The organism is Flavobacterium sp. MK4S-17 (assembly GCF_009848495.1).
Classification (GTDB): Bacteria; Bacteroidota; Bacteroidia; order Flavobacteriales; family Flavobacteriaceae; genus Flavobacterium.
Window position 1 is genome coordinate 1 of record NZ_WWEP01000036.1, and the last position, 13,183, is coordinate 13,183.

The window sequence follows — 13,183 nt, forward strand, 5'->3', positions numbered from 1 at the left end:
TCAGTTGGTAGAGCACAACACTTTTAATGTTGGGGTCCTGGGTTCGAGCCCCAGTCGGGTCACAAAAAGTTAAGCCGCTTATGCACGCTTAACTTTTTTTATTTGCGGCCACGTGGAGGAATTGGTAGACTCGCCATCTTGAGGGGGTGGTGCCCACAAGGCGTAAGGGTTCGACTCCCTTCGTGGTCACATATTTAATAATAAATAGTATTAAAAAACATGAAAAGCTCAGTATTTGAGCTTTTCATGTTTTTTCCGCATAGTATCATCATGCCATTTCATACCGAAAAAGTAACCCCTATTTTAACCCCTATGTATTTTTTAGCATAAATCTAACCCCTATTGTAACCCCTTTTTTGTAACTCTAAAACTGGCCGCTAATCAAATAATGAAAGTTCGTGACTTGGTCATTAAGGTTGGGCCAAAAAGAAAAAACAGCGGATAGGAATCAACTCGTGATATGTTTTTATTTAGTTGTTATACAGCCCTTAGATTTGGGGATGCAATGCAACTTACAAAAAAGCAAATCATTAGGGTTTTTAGGATTTTTCGCAATTGATAAGGGACTATGGAGACAAGGAGGCAAAGGTTATCCAAAATACTGTAGGTAATATCTTTAGTGGTCAGGTGGTTGGCGAAACGGCAAAAAGCCTTTCGGAACGCTTTGGTAAAGTGTTGCAGAAACGCCAAAGTTTGACCATTAACCGCAATGATAAATCTACGTCTATCTCTACACAGTTAGACAGCCTTATTCCGGCTTCCAAAATCTCAACATTGACACAGGGTATGTTCGTCGGTTCTGTATCAGATAATTTTGATGAACGCATCGAACAGAAGATTTCCAACGCTGAAATCGTAGTAGATAACGAAAAGGTAGCAGCTCAAACCAAAGCCTATCAGCAGATACCGCAAATCCTATCTTTTGTAAATGATCAGGGCGAGGATAAGATGAAACAGGAAATTGTGGGTAACTACAAACAGATAAAATCAGATATACTGAACATTGGCAAAAATGAATTAGAGCGTATCAAAAACGATCCTGATTTACAGCATTTGATACCGCAAGGATAGTTTTAAATGATAATAGCGTTGATAAGTATATAGATTAACCGAATATTGAATAAATTTGCCATTCAATGATGAAACAATGGAGGAAACGATCGCCCCAGACTACAACCCTAAATTTATGTTGAAAGCAATTGAGCTTTCAGAAATTGCATACGAAAGTGGTAAAGGGCTTCCTATTGGTTGCGTGATTGTTAGAAATGGCAAAATTATCGGAGAGGGACATAATGAAATATTTGAGCGGGTCAATCCTACATCACACGGCGAAATGGTTGCTATTGAAAGGGCTTGCAGGAACATCAATAATCTTCAATTGTCTGAATGTCAAATGTACACTACGCTAGAGCCCTGCCCTATGTGTTTAGGTGCTATTTATTGGGCAAAAATCAATAAAGTGTATTACGCAAATACAAATGCGGATGCTTCTAAAGTTGGATTTGATGACACATTTATATTTGATGAATTGCGAAAAAATGCCAACGAACGTAAGATTAATTTCTTATACGTTCCCGATAAAAGTGCAATGACCGTTTTGGAAGAATGGAAATCCAAAGACTTAACATCTGCCCAGCCTTGGAATGATAAGTAATCGTAATCAATCTTGATAATCCAATCTGAAGATCATAGCAGTTTTGCTAATGCCATAATCCCTTCTTCCAAATCCTTTTCAGAAAGCGAGCCATAACCCAATCTAATACCGTTTATACACTCATCAAAGCTATATGTGTCGGGCGTAATGATTTTAATGCCCTTATTTTCTAGTTTCTTGGAAATCTGTAACCAATCCATTTTCTTATTAGGAACGACCCAAAATGCCAAACCGCCTTCCGGAATGGTATATGTAGCTTTGTCTTTAAGGTGTTTTTTTAGCAGGTTAGTTGCCAAATATCTTTTGGCTCTATAGTAATTTGTTGCTTTTTTGATATGTCTTTTAATTATGCCGTCTTTAATCAGTTGCAAAACAGCCTGTTCCATGATGCTGTCGCCCTGTACATCAATAATTTTTCGTAAACTGCCTACCTTTTCAATCAAAGTGATGTCGTTGCTTGCCAAATAGCCGATACGTAGAGCAGGTGCAACCACTTTGCTCATTGTTCCAATGTAAACGTAGTTTTTTAGTTCTGTAAAGCTCGACAAAGGCAATACCGGGCGATACCCGAAATGAAACTCATTATCGTAATCATCTTCAATAATCGTGAAACCATATTTGTTAGAAAGTTTTATCAGTTCCAGTCTTCTTTTTAGGCTCAATGTTACTGTAGTTGGATATTGATGATGAGGTGTAACATAAATTGCCTTTATTTTTTTACCGGATTTTAGATAAGTTATCACATCGTCGATCAGCAATCCGTCCTTGTCCACACTTACAGGTAACAGTTTTGCCCCTGCATATTCAAATGCTTTCCATGCGGGTTTGTATCCCGGGTTCTCTATCATCACATAATCCCCTTTGGTAAACAGACATTGAGCGGTCAGATACATGGCCATTTGACTCCCCCGAGTGATACAGATATTTTGATCGTTTACCTGCATCCCTCTTTGATGATTGAGCATTTGAACAATGGCTTTTCGAAATTCGAAATCACCAAATTCATTGCCATAACCCATCATCTGCCATTTTGCTTTTTGGTTGAAAATTTGACGGTAAGCCCTTGCCAGTTCCGTAATAGGTGCAATTTTACTGTCTGGATGCCCGTCGTCAAACTGTAAATAATAATGCTTACTCTTTATACTATCTGAGCTCGCAGGTATGTGCTGGTTATATTGCACTTCTTTAAAACCGGGTAATGTATCGGCAACAAACGTACCCCGCCTTTCTGTGGAAACCAGCCAGCCTTCAATCAGCAAGACATTAAGGGCTTCTACAACCGTGTTCCGATTGACTTTTAAAAGTTGGGCAAGATTTCTGCTCCCTGGTAAAGCGTCGCCGGTCTTTAGCCTACCCGAGTGGATATCTTTTATAAGGGCATCGGCAATTTGCAGATAAATGGCTTTATCTGATTTTTCATCTAACTGTATTTCAAACTTCCAATCTCGTAACATCTGGACTATCTGTTTTTATAAAAACTGTATCACTATGACAGTCCAAAGATACGATACTTTTGTAGTGCAATAATGCAACAGAACTATAAAAAATCAGTTATGTCAAAATTAGAAACAGCAGAAGCCGTAAAGAAATCAATCCACGTTGAGCAAAAGCAATTTAGCTCAAAAGATTTTCATCAGACCTTTGCCAGGCCAACCTACGTAAAGCCTTCTCACGTTATTCACAAGAACGTTGAAAATGCAGGTGTACACAACCAGTTTTCGGAGGAAAGAAAACACCCGGTGTTCTTCGTTGACCTGCCGAGTAAAAATGTAAGTATGACCATTGGTGGTTTATTGCCCGGACAAAAAACACACCTGCACCGCCACACCTATGAAACTGTTTTGTATGTACTCGAAGGTAAGGGCTGGACAAAAGTAGAAGATGAAATCGTAGAATGGGAAGCGGGTGATGCAGTTTATATTCCGTCCTGGGCATGGCATCAGCACCAGAATTTGAGCGACAGCGAACCGGCCAAATACATCGCTTGCGAAAATGCTCCGCAGCTTCAAAACCTTGGCGTAGCGTTACGTGAGGAAGAGGGCAGAGATTTTTAACCTTTAAAATAAGATTACAAAATGAATAACGTACCATTTAAAGGTGTGATTGCCTATCCGATTACACCCTTTGACGACAATGAGCAGATAGATATTCCCTTATTCAAAAAACAAGTGGAACGATTGGTCGCCACCGGTGCCCACGGTATTGCCCCGCTTGGAAGTACAGGTGTAATGCCTTACCTGAATGATACCGAAAAAGAGGCCATCACCGAGGCAACGATGCAACAGGTGGCAGGAAGAGTACCGACATTGGTAGGCGTTTCAAACCTTACAACCGAGCGAACCGTTTATCACGCAAAATTTGCTGAAAAAGCAGGTGCTACAGCCGTAATGATCATCCCGATGAGTTATTGGAAACTAACCGATGATGAAATTGTGAAACACTATGATACAGTAGCCTCCAAAATTGCTATTCCTATTATGGCTTACAACAATCCGGCTACAGGTGGTGTGGATATGTCACCTGCATTGATGAAGCGTTTACTGGAAATCCCGAACGTAACGATGATAAAGGAAAGTACAGGCGATATCCAGCGAATGCACTACCTGAGAAAGGAATTGGGCGAAGAGGTCGCATTTTTCAACGGCTCCAATCCGCTGGCATTAGCCGCATTTTCTGCCGGAGCAAGAGGCTGGTGTACAGCTGCTCCCAATCTGATACCCGAGCTGAATTTGGCACTCTATGATGCCATACAGGAAAATGATCTGAAGAAAGCGAGAACCGTATTCTACAAACAAGTTGATCTGTTGAAATTCATTGTAGCCAAAGGGTTGCCACGTTCCATTAAAGCAGGTCTGGATTTGTTGGGTGTAGGCGGTGGAGACTTTAAAAGTCCCATTCAACCACTTAATCAAAATGAAATAGCGGAATTGGATCGCATCCTTTCCACCATAGAAAACGAAGTTTATCAAAGTTAAATCGCTAAAAACAAAGCAAAATGACAAAAGCAATTTTTTATCACGCAGGTTGCCCTGTATGTGTAAGTGCAGAACAGGATATTTTAAGTTTCATTCCAGAGAACCAGGTAGAAGTAATTCATTTGGGAGAAGATAAAGTTAAAGTAAAGGATGCAGAAGTGGCAGGTGTACAATCCGTTCCGGCATTGGTACTATCTAACGGAAATGTATTACACATCAACTTTGGAGCTTCTATCGAAGATTTAAAGTAAAAAAGATTAAGTCTGAAGGAAAATCTTTCAGGCTAATCTTGATTCAAGTCAATTAATTTCTTATATACAAATTATAAATGAATTACGAAATCAAAAAAGCCAATCTTGAAGACTTGGACACAGCATCGGAGCTGTTCAACCTTTATCGCATTTTTTATCGCCAAGCAGACGATTTAGAAAAATGTAAACAATTTATCAAAGAACGATTAGACAACGACCAATCGAATATTTTTGTCGTGTACGCAGACGGCAAAGCGGTGGGGTTTGTCCAGTTGTACAAACTCTATCATTACATTAAATTACAAAAACAGTGGTTGTTGAGCGATTTGTTTGTGCATCCTGGTTACAGGGGACACGGGCTTTCGGTAGCATTAATAGACAGAGCAAAGCAATGGTGTGATGAAACAGGAGCCTGCGGATTGATGCTTGAAACCGAAAAGACAAACGACATCGGTAACAAACTCTATCCTCGCTGCGGTTTTGAGTATGACGGCAACCACAATTATTACTATTGGTGGAAGTAACGGACAAGGTGGACTAAATTGGTTCGCCTTGTTATAAAAATGGTCAGGTGGTCGAGTGGTTAGACAAGGGTATGCTACACCTTTCAAAGTAGTTCAAATCCATTCCCGACCTCAAATATTCCAAGAACACATCCACATATGAAAGAAGAAATCTTGCGAAATATGGCAGTTATACAGGAACGGATAAACAAAGCCTGTATAAACAGCAACAGAAGTCCTGATGAAGTAAAATTGCTATTGGCAACCAAAACCGTATCTGCTGAACGTATAAAGGTTGCATTAAAAGCAGGACAAACGCTTATAGCTGAAAACAAAGTTCAGGAATTGAAAGAAAAATACGAAGTCCTAAAAGAAATTCCACATACCAATCATTTCATCGGGCATTTGCAAACCAATAAAATCAAAGATATTCTAAAGTACGGTGTCTCCTGCATCCAGTCGCTTGATCGCTTGGAGTTAGCAGAAAAACTGCACCAACGCTTAGGGTTTGAAAGCAAGACATTAGAAGTTTTGATACAGGTAAATACGTCTTTTGAAGAAAGTAAATTTGGAGTTAGCCCCGATGATGCCATTGAATTGGTTCAGCAGGTTGCCCAATTGAACAGACTAAAAATAAAAGGATTAATGACCATTGGTTTATTTAGTGCCGAAACCGAGAAAGTAAGGCTATGTTTTAAATTATTAAAAAGTATTCAACAGAAAATTATTGCTTTAAATATTCCCGAAGTAGAAATGAAAGAATTATCTATGGGAATGAGCGGAGATTTGGAAACAGCCATAGAAGAGGGAGCAACGATTATAAGAGTAGGTACGGCTATTTTCGGGAAGCGGATTTATCCGGACAGTTATTATTGGAATGAACAAAAATATAAACAATGAATGTACATTATTTTCAACACGTACCATTTGAAGGCTTAGGATATATTGAAACTTGGTTAAAAGAGCATCGTTATAACATTTCAGCTACAAAATTTTTTGAAGCAGATTTTCTATTGCCTGAGATTTCAGAGATAGATGCATTGATTGTAATGGGTGGTCCGATGAGCGTGTATGATGAAATACTATTTCCTTGGTTGAGACACGAAAAAGCATTTATAAAATTGTGTATCCAATCAGGTAAAAAGGTCTTAGGAATTTGTTTAGGTGCTCAATTGATTGCTGAGTGTTTGGAAGCAAAAGTGGTTTTGGCAAAAAACAAAGAAATCGGTTGGTTTCCTGTTATTCCTACGGAAGAATGTAAGAAAATTGCTTGGCTCTATAGACTGTTCAAATATAATCCTGTCGTATTCCATTGGCACGGAGACCAATTTGAAATTCCTCAAAACAGCTGTTTAAATTTACTGTATTCAGAGGCAAATGTTAACCAAGCATTTTACTACAATCAAAATATTATCGGTTTACAATTTCATTTGGAAGTAACCGTAGAAAACTTGATACTAATGATTGAAAACGGGAAAGAAGAACTTTTTCATAACTCTCCTTATATACAAAGTAAAAATGAATTATTGACCAACAACAATCATATTCTCCAATGTAATGGATTGATGGACAAAATTCTTTCAAATTGGCTAATAGCTTAAATCAACCCTTTAGCAATTCTCCCCAACTGTTTCAGTTTGTTATCTATCTGTTCCGACCAGCGTTGTCCGTAGCTCATCCGCATACAGTTAGTAAACTGGTTTTGCAATGAAAACATCCTGCCCGGAGCAATACTTATTTTTTGACGGATAGCCAGATCATACAATTCCGTAGTATCAATTCTTTTGTCCAGTTCCACCCAAAGCATAAATCCACCTTGCGGTTGGCTTATTTTGCTTCCTTCTGGAAAATACTCGGCAACTGCTCTGGCAAATTGCAGGCTATTGGCGTGCAACTCACTTCTTAATTTCCGAAGATGATGTTCATACCTGCCTTTTTCAAGGAAATTAGCTATAGTTTCCTGTGTTATAGTGGTAGAGGAAACAGTATGAATGAGCTTCTGATGAACGATTTTATCTTTAAACTTTCCCGGAGCTAACCAGCCCACACGATACCCCGGAGCTAATGTTTTGGATACAGAACCACTCCAAAGAACCAAACCTTCCTCATCAAATACTTTACAAGGTTTAGGGCGGCTGTTCCCGTAATATACATCGCCATACAAGTCATCTTCTATGAGCGGAATACCTCGTTCCGAAAGCATTTTCACCACTTCCATTTTATTCTCATCGGGCATACAGCTTCCCAACGGATTGTTGAAATTAGAAACCAGAATACATACTTTTATTTTGGACAGGACTTTTTTTAGAGCATCAGGCTCAATTCCGGTAACAGGATGAGTTGGTAATTCAAGAACTTTTAATCCCAAACTTTTTGCCAGTTGCAATATGCCGAAATAAACAGGACTTTCAACAGCAATCGTATCGCCTTTTTGTGTAAGTGCCATCAACCCGAATGAAATGGCATTCATCGCTCCGGCAGTTGTAACAATGTCGTCTTCATTCAAATTTCCATTCCAGGTATAAGTCAATCTGGCAATGTCCCTGCGTAATTTTCGGTTTCCCTGAATTTCTTCGTATTCCGTACCACTTCCTTGAAGGTTACGCATAGCATTGACCAACTCTTTGTTGAGTTTGGCGATAGGCAATAATTCGTTTTCGGGAACGCCAAGAGAAAATCTGGTAACATCTTTATTGCTTAACGTTGAATATACTTTGGAAATCAGTGTTTCTACGCCTATTGGTGCAGTTCCCCCGGAAGGTTTACTGACTGAAGGAACCGATAAATAAGCAGGTTGGTAACTGACATAGTAGCCGGACTGTGGCCGGGAAATAATCAGTCCTTTTGCTTCCAGTTCAAGATAAGCCTGTACAGCCGTTGTCATACTCACACCATATTCACGGTGCAACATACGCAGTGAGGGTACCTTATCTCCTGTTTTCAGTGTGCCGTTTCTTATTTTTTCTTCTAACGCACAAGCGATTTTTTGGTATAGGCTTTCTTTCATCTTTTTTAACTGTACTCTGCAAATTTACTAAAATTGTATCTGTACTTGTATCTTTTTTATGCGTTATTTTGCTTTGTAATTTATCAGTTTACTATGGGCAATCATAAAAATTGGCTGGCATTTGCTGCTCTGGCTGTCGTTTGTTTAGTTTGGGGAACCACTTATTTTGCTATTCGCATTGGGGTAGAAACCTTTCCGCCCTTTTTGTTTGCAGCGGTAAGACAAGTCATTGCCGGAGGTATATTATTGCTGGTGCTTCAACTCACTGGCAACCTGAAACTAAGCAAAAGGGATTTTGTGCAACAGTCCGTTCCTGGCGTTTTAATGGTAGCTTTAGGAAACGGTGTTATCGGCTGGTGCGAACGTTATATTTCGAGCGGACTGGCAGCATTGATTTTGTCGCTCATTCCGGTTTTTGTGGTAGTAATCAGTTATTTGTTCGGGTTTGACAGAAGAAAACCTCATTGGCTAATCGTTACAGGCTTGGTATTAGGTTGTTTAGGAATAACGTTTATTTTCAAGGATAACCTGAAAGATCTTGCCAATCCTGAATATTTTATGGGGATGCTGATAGCTTTCGGGGCTTGTTTGGCCTGGGCTTCGGGGAGCGTATATGCTAAATACAAAATCCCCAACAGCAAGAATGTATTGCAAAATGCAGCTTTACAACTTTTTTCCGGAGGTATTGCCCTCTTTGCCTTCAGCGCTTTTTTAGATGATTATATCGAATTGAAAACCGTTACATCGTCCAGTATCTGGGCATTGGTTTACCTGATTATAGTAGGTTCCATCATTGCGTATTCCTCTTTTGTGTACGCCCTGAAACATTTGCCGATAGGCATTTCATCCCTGTATGCTTATATCAATCCGTTCATTGCGATTATGCTCGGATTTCTCTTCCTGAATGAAAAACTAACCGGTATCACCTTATGGGCATTGGTCGCTACTTTGGGCGGAGTGTATTGTGTCAATATAGGTTATCAGAAAATGGCTAAGAAATGAGAATAGAGCGAACCATCATAGCAGATATTCTGACTGTAGAAATGATATATAGCGAAGCAAGAGCCTATCAATTTCAGCAAACCGGATACGGTTGGCCGGTTTTCAGTAAGTCATTTATTGAAAAGGAAATTATAGAAAAAAGACACTTTAAAGTCTTAGATGAGGATGATGAAATGGCAGGTGTATTTTCCATAGTAAAAGCCGAGCCTATTATTTGGAATGACAAAGACGGAAAGCAAGCCATTTATTTACACCGTATGGCAATACGCAACCAGTACAGAGGGAACAATATTGCAAAAGAGGTAGTGAACTGGGCGATGACCGAAGCGTGGAAACACAAGAAAAAATTTATACGAGTTGATACCTGGGCAAACAATGATGCATTGACCGACTATTACCGAAAATTAGGATTGGAATGGGTAGGTAAAAAACAGTTACCACCGACAAGCGATTTACCGGAACACTATAACAATATAGAGGTCAATTTATTCGAAGATAAGATTATGAAAGCGATAAACATTGAAAGTTACCGTCTCGAATGGAAATCCTATTTTGAGCAATTCAACCGGGCGTGGATTGAAAAATATTTTGTGTTGGAAGATATTGACAAATATGTTCTTTCCAATCCCGAAGAAGCTATTTTAAAAGGTGGTGGGAAAATCTTGTTCGCTGTTTATGACGGTAAAGTGATCGGAACTGTCGCTTTGAAAAAAACGGATGATGAAACAATGGAACTGACCAAAATGGCGGTGAATGAAAATTATCAGGGCATCGGAGCAGGAAAAATGCTGTGTCAAGCTGCTATTGATAAAGCAAAAGATTTGAGCGTAAAAAGACTGGTACTATACACCCAAACCGTATTGAAACCAGCATTGGGTATTTATAAAAAATTAGGCTTTATCGAAGTTCCTATTGAACTGGGAAAATACAAACGAGCAGACACTAAAATGGAAATGATTTTAAACGATAATCTTCAAAACAACCAATATCCGACTGGAAAATACAAAGAGCCGGAAGTAATCACCGAAGAAATATGTATATCATTCATTGATATGATTGCTTCATTCCCTGCAAATCTAAAATCAACACTAATGAGTTTGAACGATAAAAAATTAGATACACCCTACAGGAATGGAAGTTGGACTGTCAGGCAGGTTGTTCATCATTTAGCGGACAGTAATATCAATTGTTTTGCCCGCATCAAATTTGCATTGACGGAAGATAATCCGATTATCAAACCGTTTGCAGAAGAAAAATGGGCGGAGTTACCGGACGCGAAACATATATCCATTTTGCCGTCATTAAACATTTTGGAAGGTATTCACGAACGTTCGGCAATACTTTTAAAAGGTTTAGGGAAAAAAGATTGGAACAGAACTTTCTTTCATCCGGATTTGAATAAAAGTCAAACAGTTGCTGAGGCTATAGCAAAATACAGTTGGCATTGCAATCACCATTTGGTACAAATCAAAAATCTGAAAAAACAAATGCAATGGAAATAAGCAATCAGGTAATTGAAATAAAAACGGGCTTTGAAAATATGGATATTAATGCCGTCCATCAGTTTTTGAGTAAGGAAAGTTATTGGGCAAAAGGTATTCCAATGGAAACGGTAAGTGTTGCATTGAAAAATTCGTTTTGCATAGGATTATTTAAGGATAAAAAACAGATTGGTTTTGCCCGTTTGGTAACGGATTACACCATTTTTGGTTACATGGCAGGTGTTTATATTTTGAAAGAGTACAGAGGGGAAGGATTGTCTAAAATGATGATGAAATACATTATGGAATTGGATTTTGTGCAAGGGCTAAGAAGGACATTACTGGCAACATTCGATGCCCATTCCCTTTACCATCAGTTTGGATTTAAATCTCCTGAAAACCCGGAGCGATTGATGGAAATAAAAAGAAATAATCTTTATAAATACGCTTAGACTATGAACGATGAAAGAAAGCACAACTATTGGAAAGTTTCGGACGTTCCAAAATAATGCAATTATTCGGTGCGGAAGTAACAGGCTTATCAGTCGGATATTTTGAAATCACAGTTCCCAAACAGGATTTTATGGCTCGTCCTGCAGGAATGTTCAATGGTAGTACCATTGCTTCATTGGTAGATGTATCTTCGGGCTATGCCGGAGCATCAGCAAAACCTTAAGACAGTTATTTTACAACGGTTGAGCTAAAAGTAAATTACCTGAGTCCTGCCATTGGTGAACAACTTGTGGCTAAAGCTCAGGTTATCAAAAACGGAAAAGTATTGACGGTAGTTCGTTCAGACGTATTTGCGGTTAGTGCCGAAGGAAAAGAACTCATTGCAGCCACATCATTGGTTACATTAATGCAGTTATCCAAAAAAATCACCCGACAAACAAATAGATTAAATCGGATATGGAAATCACTAATATTAAATCTTTTTTGGAATATTACGAAAAAATCAGGCAACGTACCAACCGCCTTATTGTCGTTATTCCACCGGAATATATGGATTGGGCATACAAGCCCGGAAAGTTTACCATTGCTGACCAAATACGACACATTGCAGCTATTGAGCGGAATATGTTTGCCGAAACCATTTCAGGAAATCCCTGTACTTACAATGGGTGTGGGAAAGAACTCGCAGACGGGTACGATAATGTAATCCATTATTTTAACGAGAAACACGAAGAAGCGTTAGCGATTTTCAAAAGTCTGAGCAATAAAGATTTGCAACGTAAATGCCTGACACCCGGTAATGCTCCAATTACAGTCTGGAAGTGGCTTCGGGCAATGACCGAACACGAAATTCACCACAGGGCACAGCTTTATATTTACCTGAACTTGTTGGACGTAAAAACACCGCCCATGTTTGGGTTGAGTTCAGAAGAAGTTATTCAAAACAGCCAATCAAAATAAACGGATATGAATATAGACTTTGCAAAAGAATGGCTCAACGCCTGGAACAGCCACGATTTAGATAAGATAATGAAGCATTACAGCGAAAATATAGATTTTGTTTCTCCACTTATTCAACAAATGGGAATAAATACAGCAGGCACAATTTCTAACAAAACTGATTTAAAGGAATACTTTTCCAAAGCCCTGCAAAAATATCCCGACCTGCATTTTGAATTATATCACGAACTCAAAGGAGCCCATTCAATCGTTTTGTTCTACCGAAGTGTCAATAATTCTTTTTCGGCAGAATATATGGAATTGAACAATGAAGGAAAAGTAAGTAAAGTCAGGGCACATTATAAGTTTGAAAAATAATGAAAAAATTATTCGTTATTACCGGTGGCCCCGGAGTAGGAAAAACAACTTTGTTGAATGCTCTGTCAGCAAATGGATATAAAACTATTCCGGAAGCTGCCAGAGGCATTATTCGTGAAGAAACAAAAACAAATGGAGATGCGTTGCCGTGGAAAAACAAACAGTTTTATACGGATAAAATGATAGCAGCTTCCATTTTAGATTACAACAGAGCAACAGCAAGCCAGTCAAATGAAGTTTGCTTTTTCGACCGAGGTATTTTGGATGCCGTTTGTTATGCGGATATGATTGGCTATGTACTTTCAACGGAAACTATGGAAAAAGTGTTGAATTGCCCATATAATAGTAAGGTATTTATCCTGCCACCCTGGAAAGAAATTTATCAAACAGATAATGAACGAAAACAGGATTGGCAGGAGGCAGAACACACTTATTTCCAAATGAAAAGTACTTATGAAAAGTACGGTTATGAAGTCATAAACGTGCCGATAGGTAATATCAATGAAAGAAAAGAATTTGTATTAACCCATATAAAATAGA

The 13,183-nt window shown here is 38.8% G+C and carries 15 protein-coding genes, 1 tRNA gene and 2 pseudogenes; 16 read left to right on the forward strand and 2 right to left on the reverse strand.

All coding sequences use genetic code 11. The annotated features are described in order from the left end of the window. The first annotated feature begins 106 nt into the window (after positions 1 to 106). From GSF09_RS12240 to GSF09_RS12250, 3 genes and pseudogenes are all read left to right on the forward strand, one after another. A tRNA-Leu gene (locus tag GSF09_RS12240) sits at positions 107 to 189 on the forward strand. Positions 190 to 543: 354 nt separating this feature from the next. After that, a pseudogene (locus GSF09_RS12245) lies at positions 544 to 1,071 on the forward strand (TraM recognition domain-containing protein); the annotation flags it as partial. Between the two features lie 76 nt (positions 1,072 to 1,147). Beyond that, the gene (locus GSF09_RS12250) at positions 1,148 to 1,654 is read left to right on the forward strand and encodes a nucleoside deaminase (protein WP_159801847.1); all 507 of its coding nucleotides are present in this window, start codon (positions 1,148 to 1,150) and stop codon (positions 1,652 to 1,654) included. 32 nt (positions 1,655 to 1,686) lie between these two features. On the opposite strand, the gene GSF09_RS12255 is transcribed toward GSF09_RS12250, so the two are convergent. Continuing rightward, positions 1,687 to 3,108, reverse strand: a complete 1,422-nt coding sequence (locus tag GSF09_RS12255) for a PLP-dependent aminotransferase family protein (RefSeq protein ID WP_159801850.1) — start codon at positions 3,106 to 3,108, stop codon at positions 1,687 to 1,689. A 99-nt stretch (positions 3,109 to 3,207) separates the two neighbouring features. Here GSF09_RS12255 and GSF09_RS12260 point away from each other — a divergent pair, with 99 nt between their 5' ends. The 6 genes from GSF09_RS12260 (at position 3,208) to GSF09_RS12285 (ending at position 6,984) form a co-directional block, all read left to right on the forward strand. After that, the gene (locus GSF09_RS12260) at positions 3,208 to 3,708 is read left to right on the forward strand and encodes a cupin domain-containing protein (protein WP_159801853.1); all 501 of its coding nucleotides are present in this window, start codon (positions 3,208 to 3,210) and stop codon (positions 3,706 to 3,708) included. A 21-nt stretch (positions 3,709 to 3,729) separates the two neighbouring features. After that, complete coding sequence (locus tag GSF09_RS12265; RefSeq protein WP_159801855.1) at positions 3,730 to 4,629, forward strand: dihydrodipicolinate synthase family protein; 900 nt, start codon at positions 3,730 to 3,732, stop codon at positions 4,627 to 4,629. A 20-nt stretch (positions 4,630 to 4,649) separates the two neighbouring features. Continuing rightward, entirely contained in the window at positions 4,650 to 4,880 is a 231-nt protein-coding gene (locus GSF09_RS12270; protein ID WP_159801858.1) for a thioredoxin family protein, read from the forward strand. Between the two features lie 77 nt (positions 4,881 to 4,957). After that, positions 4,958 to 5,404 (forward strand): GNAT family N-acetyltransferase, encoded by a 447-nt coding sequence (locus GSF09_RS12275; protein WP_159801861.1) that lies wholly within the window; start codon positions 4,958 to 4,960, stop codon positions 5,402 to 5,404. A gap of 138 nt (positions 5,405 to 5,542) precedes the next feature. Next, positions 5,543 to 6,283, forward strand: coding sequence for a YggS family pyridoxal phosphate-dependent enzyme (locus GSF09_RS12280; RefSeq protein WP_159801864.1), 741 nt, complete (start codon positions 5,543 to 5,545; stop codon positions 6,281 to 6,283). Further along, the gene (locus GSF09_RS12285; protein WP_159801867.1) at positions 6,280 to 6,984 is read left to right on the forward strand and encodes a type 1 glutamine amidotransferase; all 705 of its coding nucleotides are present in this window, start codon (positions 6,280 to 6,282) and stop codon (positions 6,982 to 6,984) included. The genes GSF09_RS12280 and GSF09_RS12285 overlap by 4 nt, the downstream gene beginning before the upstream one ends. Here the strand turns inward: GSF09_RS12285 and GSF09_RS12290 are convergent. Continuing rightward, a complete protein-coding gene (locus GSF09_RS12290) occupies positions 6,981 to 8,390 on the reverse strand; it encodes a PLP-dependent aminotransferase family protein (RefSeq protein ID WP_159801870.1) in 1,410 nt (469 codons plus the stop codon). The genes GSF09_RS12285 and GSF09_RS12290 overlap by 4 nt on opposite strands. Before the next feature lie 93 nt (positions 8,391 to 8,483). Here GSF09_RS12290 and GSF09_RS12295 point away from each other — a divergent pair, with 93 nt between their 5' ends. The 7 genes and pseudogenes from GSF09_RS12295 to GSF09_RS12325 all read left to right on the forward strand — a co-directional run bounded on the left by GSF09_RS12295 (position 8,484) and on the right by GSF09_RS12325 (position 13,182). After that, entirely contained in the window at positions 8,484 to 9,392 is a 909-nt protein-coding gene (locus GSF09_RS12295; RefSeq protein WP_159801873.1) for an EamA family transporter, read from the forward strand. Next, positions 9,389 to 10,894 (forward strand): YfiT family bacillithiol transferase, encoded by a 1,506-nt coding sequence (locus GSF09_RS12300; RefSeq protein WP_159801876.1) that lies wholly within the window; start codon positions 9,389 to 9,391, stop codon positions 10,892 to 10,894. Before GSF09_RS12295 ends, GSF09_RS12300 begins: the two co-directional genes overlap by 4 nt. Continuing rightward, positions 10,885 to 11,325, forward strand: a complete 441-nt coding sequence (locus GSF09_RS12305) for a GNAT family N-acetyltransferase (protein WP_159801879.1) — start codon at positions 10,885 to 10,887, stop codon at positions 11,323 to 11,325. The genes GSF09_RS12300 and GSF09_RS12305 overlap by 10 nt, the downstream gene beginning before the upstream one ends. A gap of 242 nt (positions 11,326 to 11,567) precedes the next feature. Continuing rightward, positions 11,568 to 11,669 (forward strand): annotated as a pseudogene (locus GSF09_RS13855) (PaaI family thioesterase); the annotation flags it as partial. A gap of 113 nt (positions 11,670 to 11,782) precedes the next feature. Next, on the forward strand, positions 11,783 to 12,286 hold the full coding sequence (locus GSF09_RS12315) for a DinB family protein (RefSeq protein WP_159801883.1): 504 nt from the start codon (positions 11,783 to 11,785) through the stop codon (positions 12,284 to 12,286). A 6-nt stretch (positions 12,287 to 12,292) separates the two neighbouring features. Next, a complete protein-coding gene (locus GSF09_RS12320; protein WP_159801886.1) occupies positions 12,293 to 12,643 on the forward strand; it encodes a nuclear transport factor 2 family protein in 351 nt (116 codons plus the stop codon). Continuing rightward, complete coding sequence (locus GSF09_RS12325; RefSeq protein WP_159801889.1) at positions 12,643 to 13,182, forward strand: AAA family ATPase; 540 nt, start codon at positions 12,643 to 12,645, stop codon at positions 13,180 to 13,182. Before GSF09_RS12320 ends, GSF09_RS12325 begins: the two co-directional genes overlap by 1 nt. The last annotated feature ends 1 nt before the right edge of the window (position 13,183 follow it).

Excerpts from the sequence above, each read along its gene's own strand:
- GSF09_RS12260 (WP_159801853.1), top strand. The coding sequence starts at position 3,208 with ATGTCAAAATTAGAAACAGCAGAAGCCGTAAAGAAATCAATCCACGTT.
- GSF09_RS12255 (WP_159801850.1), bottom strand. The coding sequence starts at position 3,108 with ATGTTACGAGATTGGAAGTTTGAAATACAGTTAGATGAAAAATCAGAT.
- GSF09_RS12275 (WP_159801861.1), top strand. The coding sequence starts at position 4,958 with ATGAATTACGAAATCAAAAAAGCCAATCTTGAAGACTTGGACACAGCA.
- GSF09_RS12300 (WP_159801876.1), top strand. The coding sequence starts at position 9,389 with ATGAGAATAGAGCGAACCATCATAGCAGATATTCTGACTGTAGAAATG.
- GSF09_RS12315 (WP_159801883.1), top strand. The coding sequence starts at position 11,783 with ATGGAAATCACTAATATTAAATCTTTTTTGGAATATTACGAAAAAATC.
- GSF09_RS12250 (WP_159801847.1), top strand. The coding sequence starts at position 1,148 with ATGGAGGAAACGATCGCCCCAGACTACAACCCTAAATTTATGTTGAAA.
- GSF09_RS12290 (WP_159801870.1), bottom strand. The coding sequence starts at position 8,390 with ATGAAAGAAAGCCTATACCAAAAAATCGCTTGTGCGTTAGAAGAAAAA.
- GSF09_RS12265 (WP_159801855.1), top strand. The coding sequence starts at position 3,730 with ATGAATAACGTACCATTTAAAGGTGTGATTGCCTATCCGATTACACCC.
- GSF09_RS12285 (WP_159801867.1), top strand. The coding sequence starts at position 6,280 with ATGAATGTACATTATTTTCAACACGTACCATTTGAAGGCTTAGGATAT.
- GSF09_RS12325 (WP_159801889.1), top strand. The coding sequence starts at position 12,643 with ATGAAAAAATTATTCGTTATTACCGGTGGCCCCGGAGTAGGAAAAACA.
- GSF09_RS12280 (WP_159801864.1), top strand. The coding sequence starts at position 5,543 with ATGAAAGAAGAAATCTTGCGAAATATGGCAGTTATACAGGAACGGATA.
- GSF09_RS12305 (WP_159801879.1), top strand. The coding sequence starts at position 10,885 with ATGGAAATAAGCAATCAGGTAATTGAAATAAAAACGGGCTTTGAAAAT.
- GSF09_RS12270 (WP_159801858.1), top strand. The coding sequence starts at position 4,650 with ATGACAAAAGCAATTTTTTATCACGCAGGTTGCCCTGTATGTGTAAGT.
- GSF09_RS12320 (WP_159801886.1), top strand. The coding sequence starts at position 12,293 with ATGAATATAGACTTTGCAAAAGAATGGCTCAACGCCTGGAACAGCCAC.
- GSF09_RS12295 (WP_159801873.1), top strand. The coding sequence starts at position 8,484 with ATGGGCAATCATAAAAATTGGCTGGCATTTGCTGCTCTGGCTGTCGTT.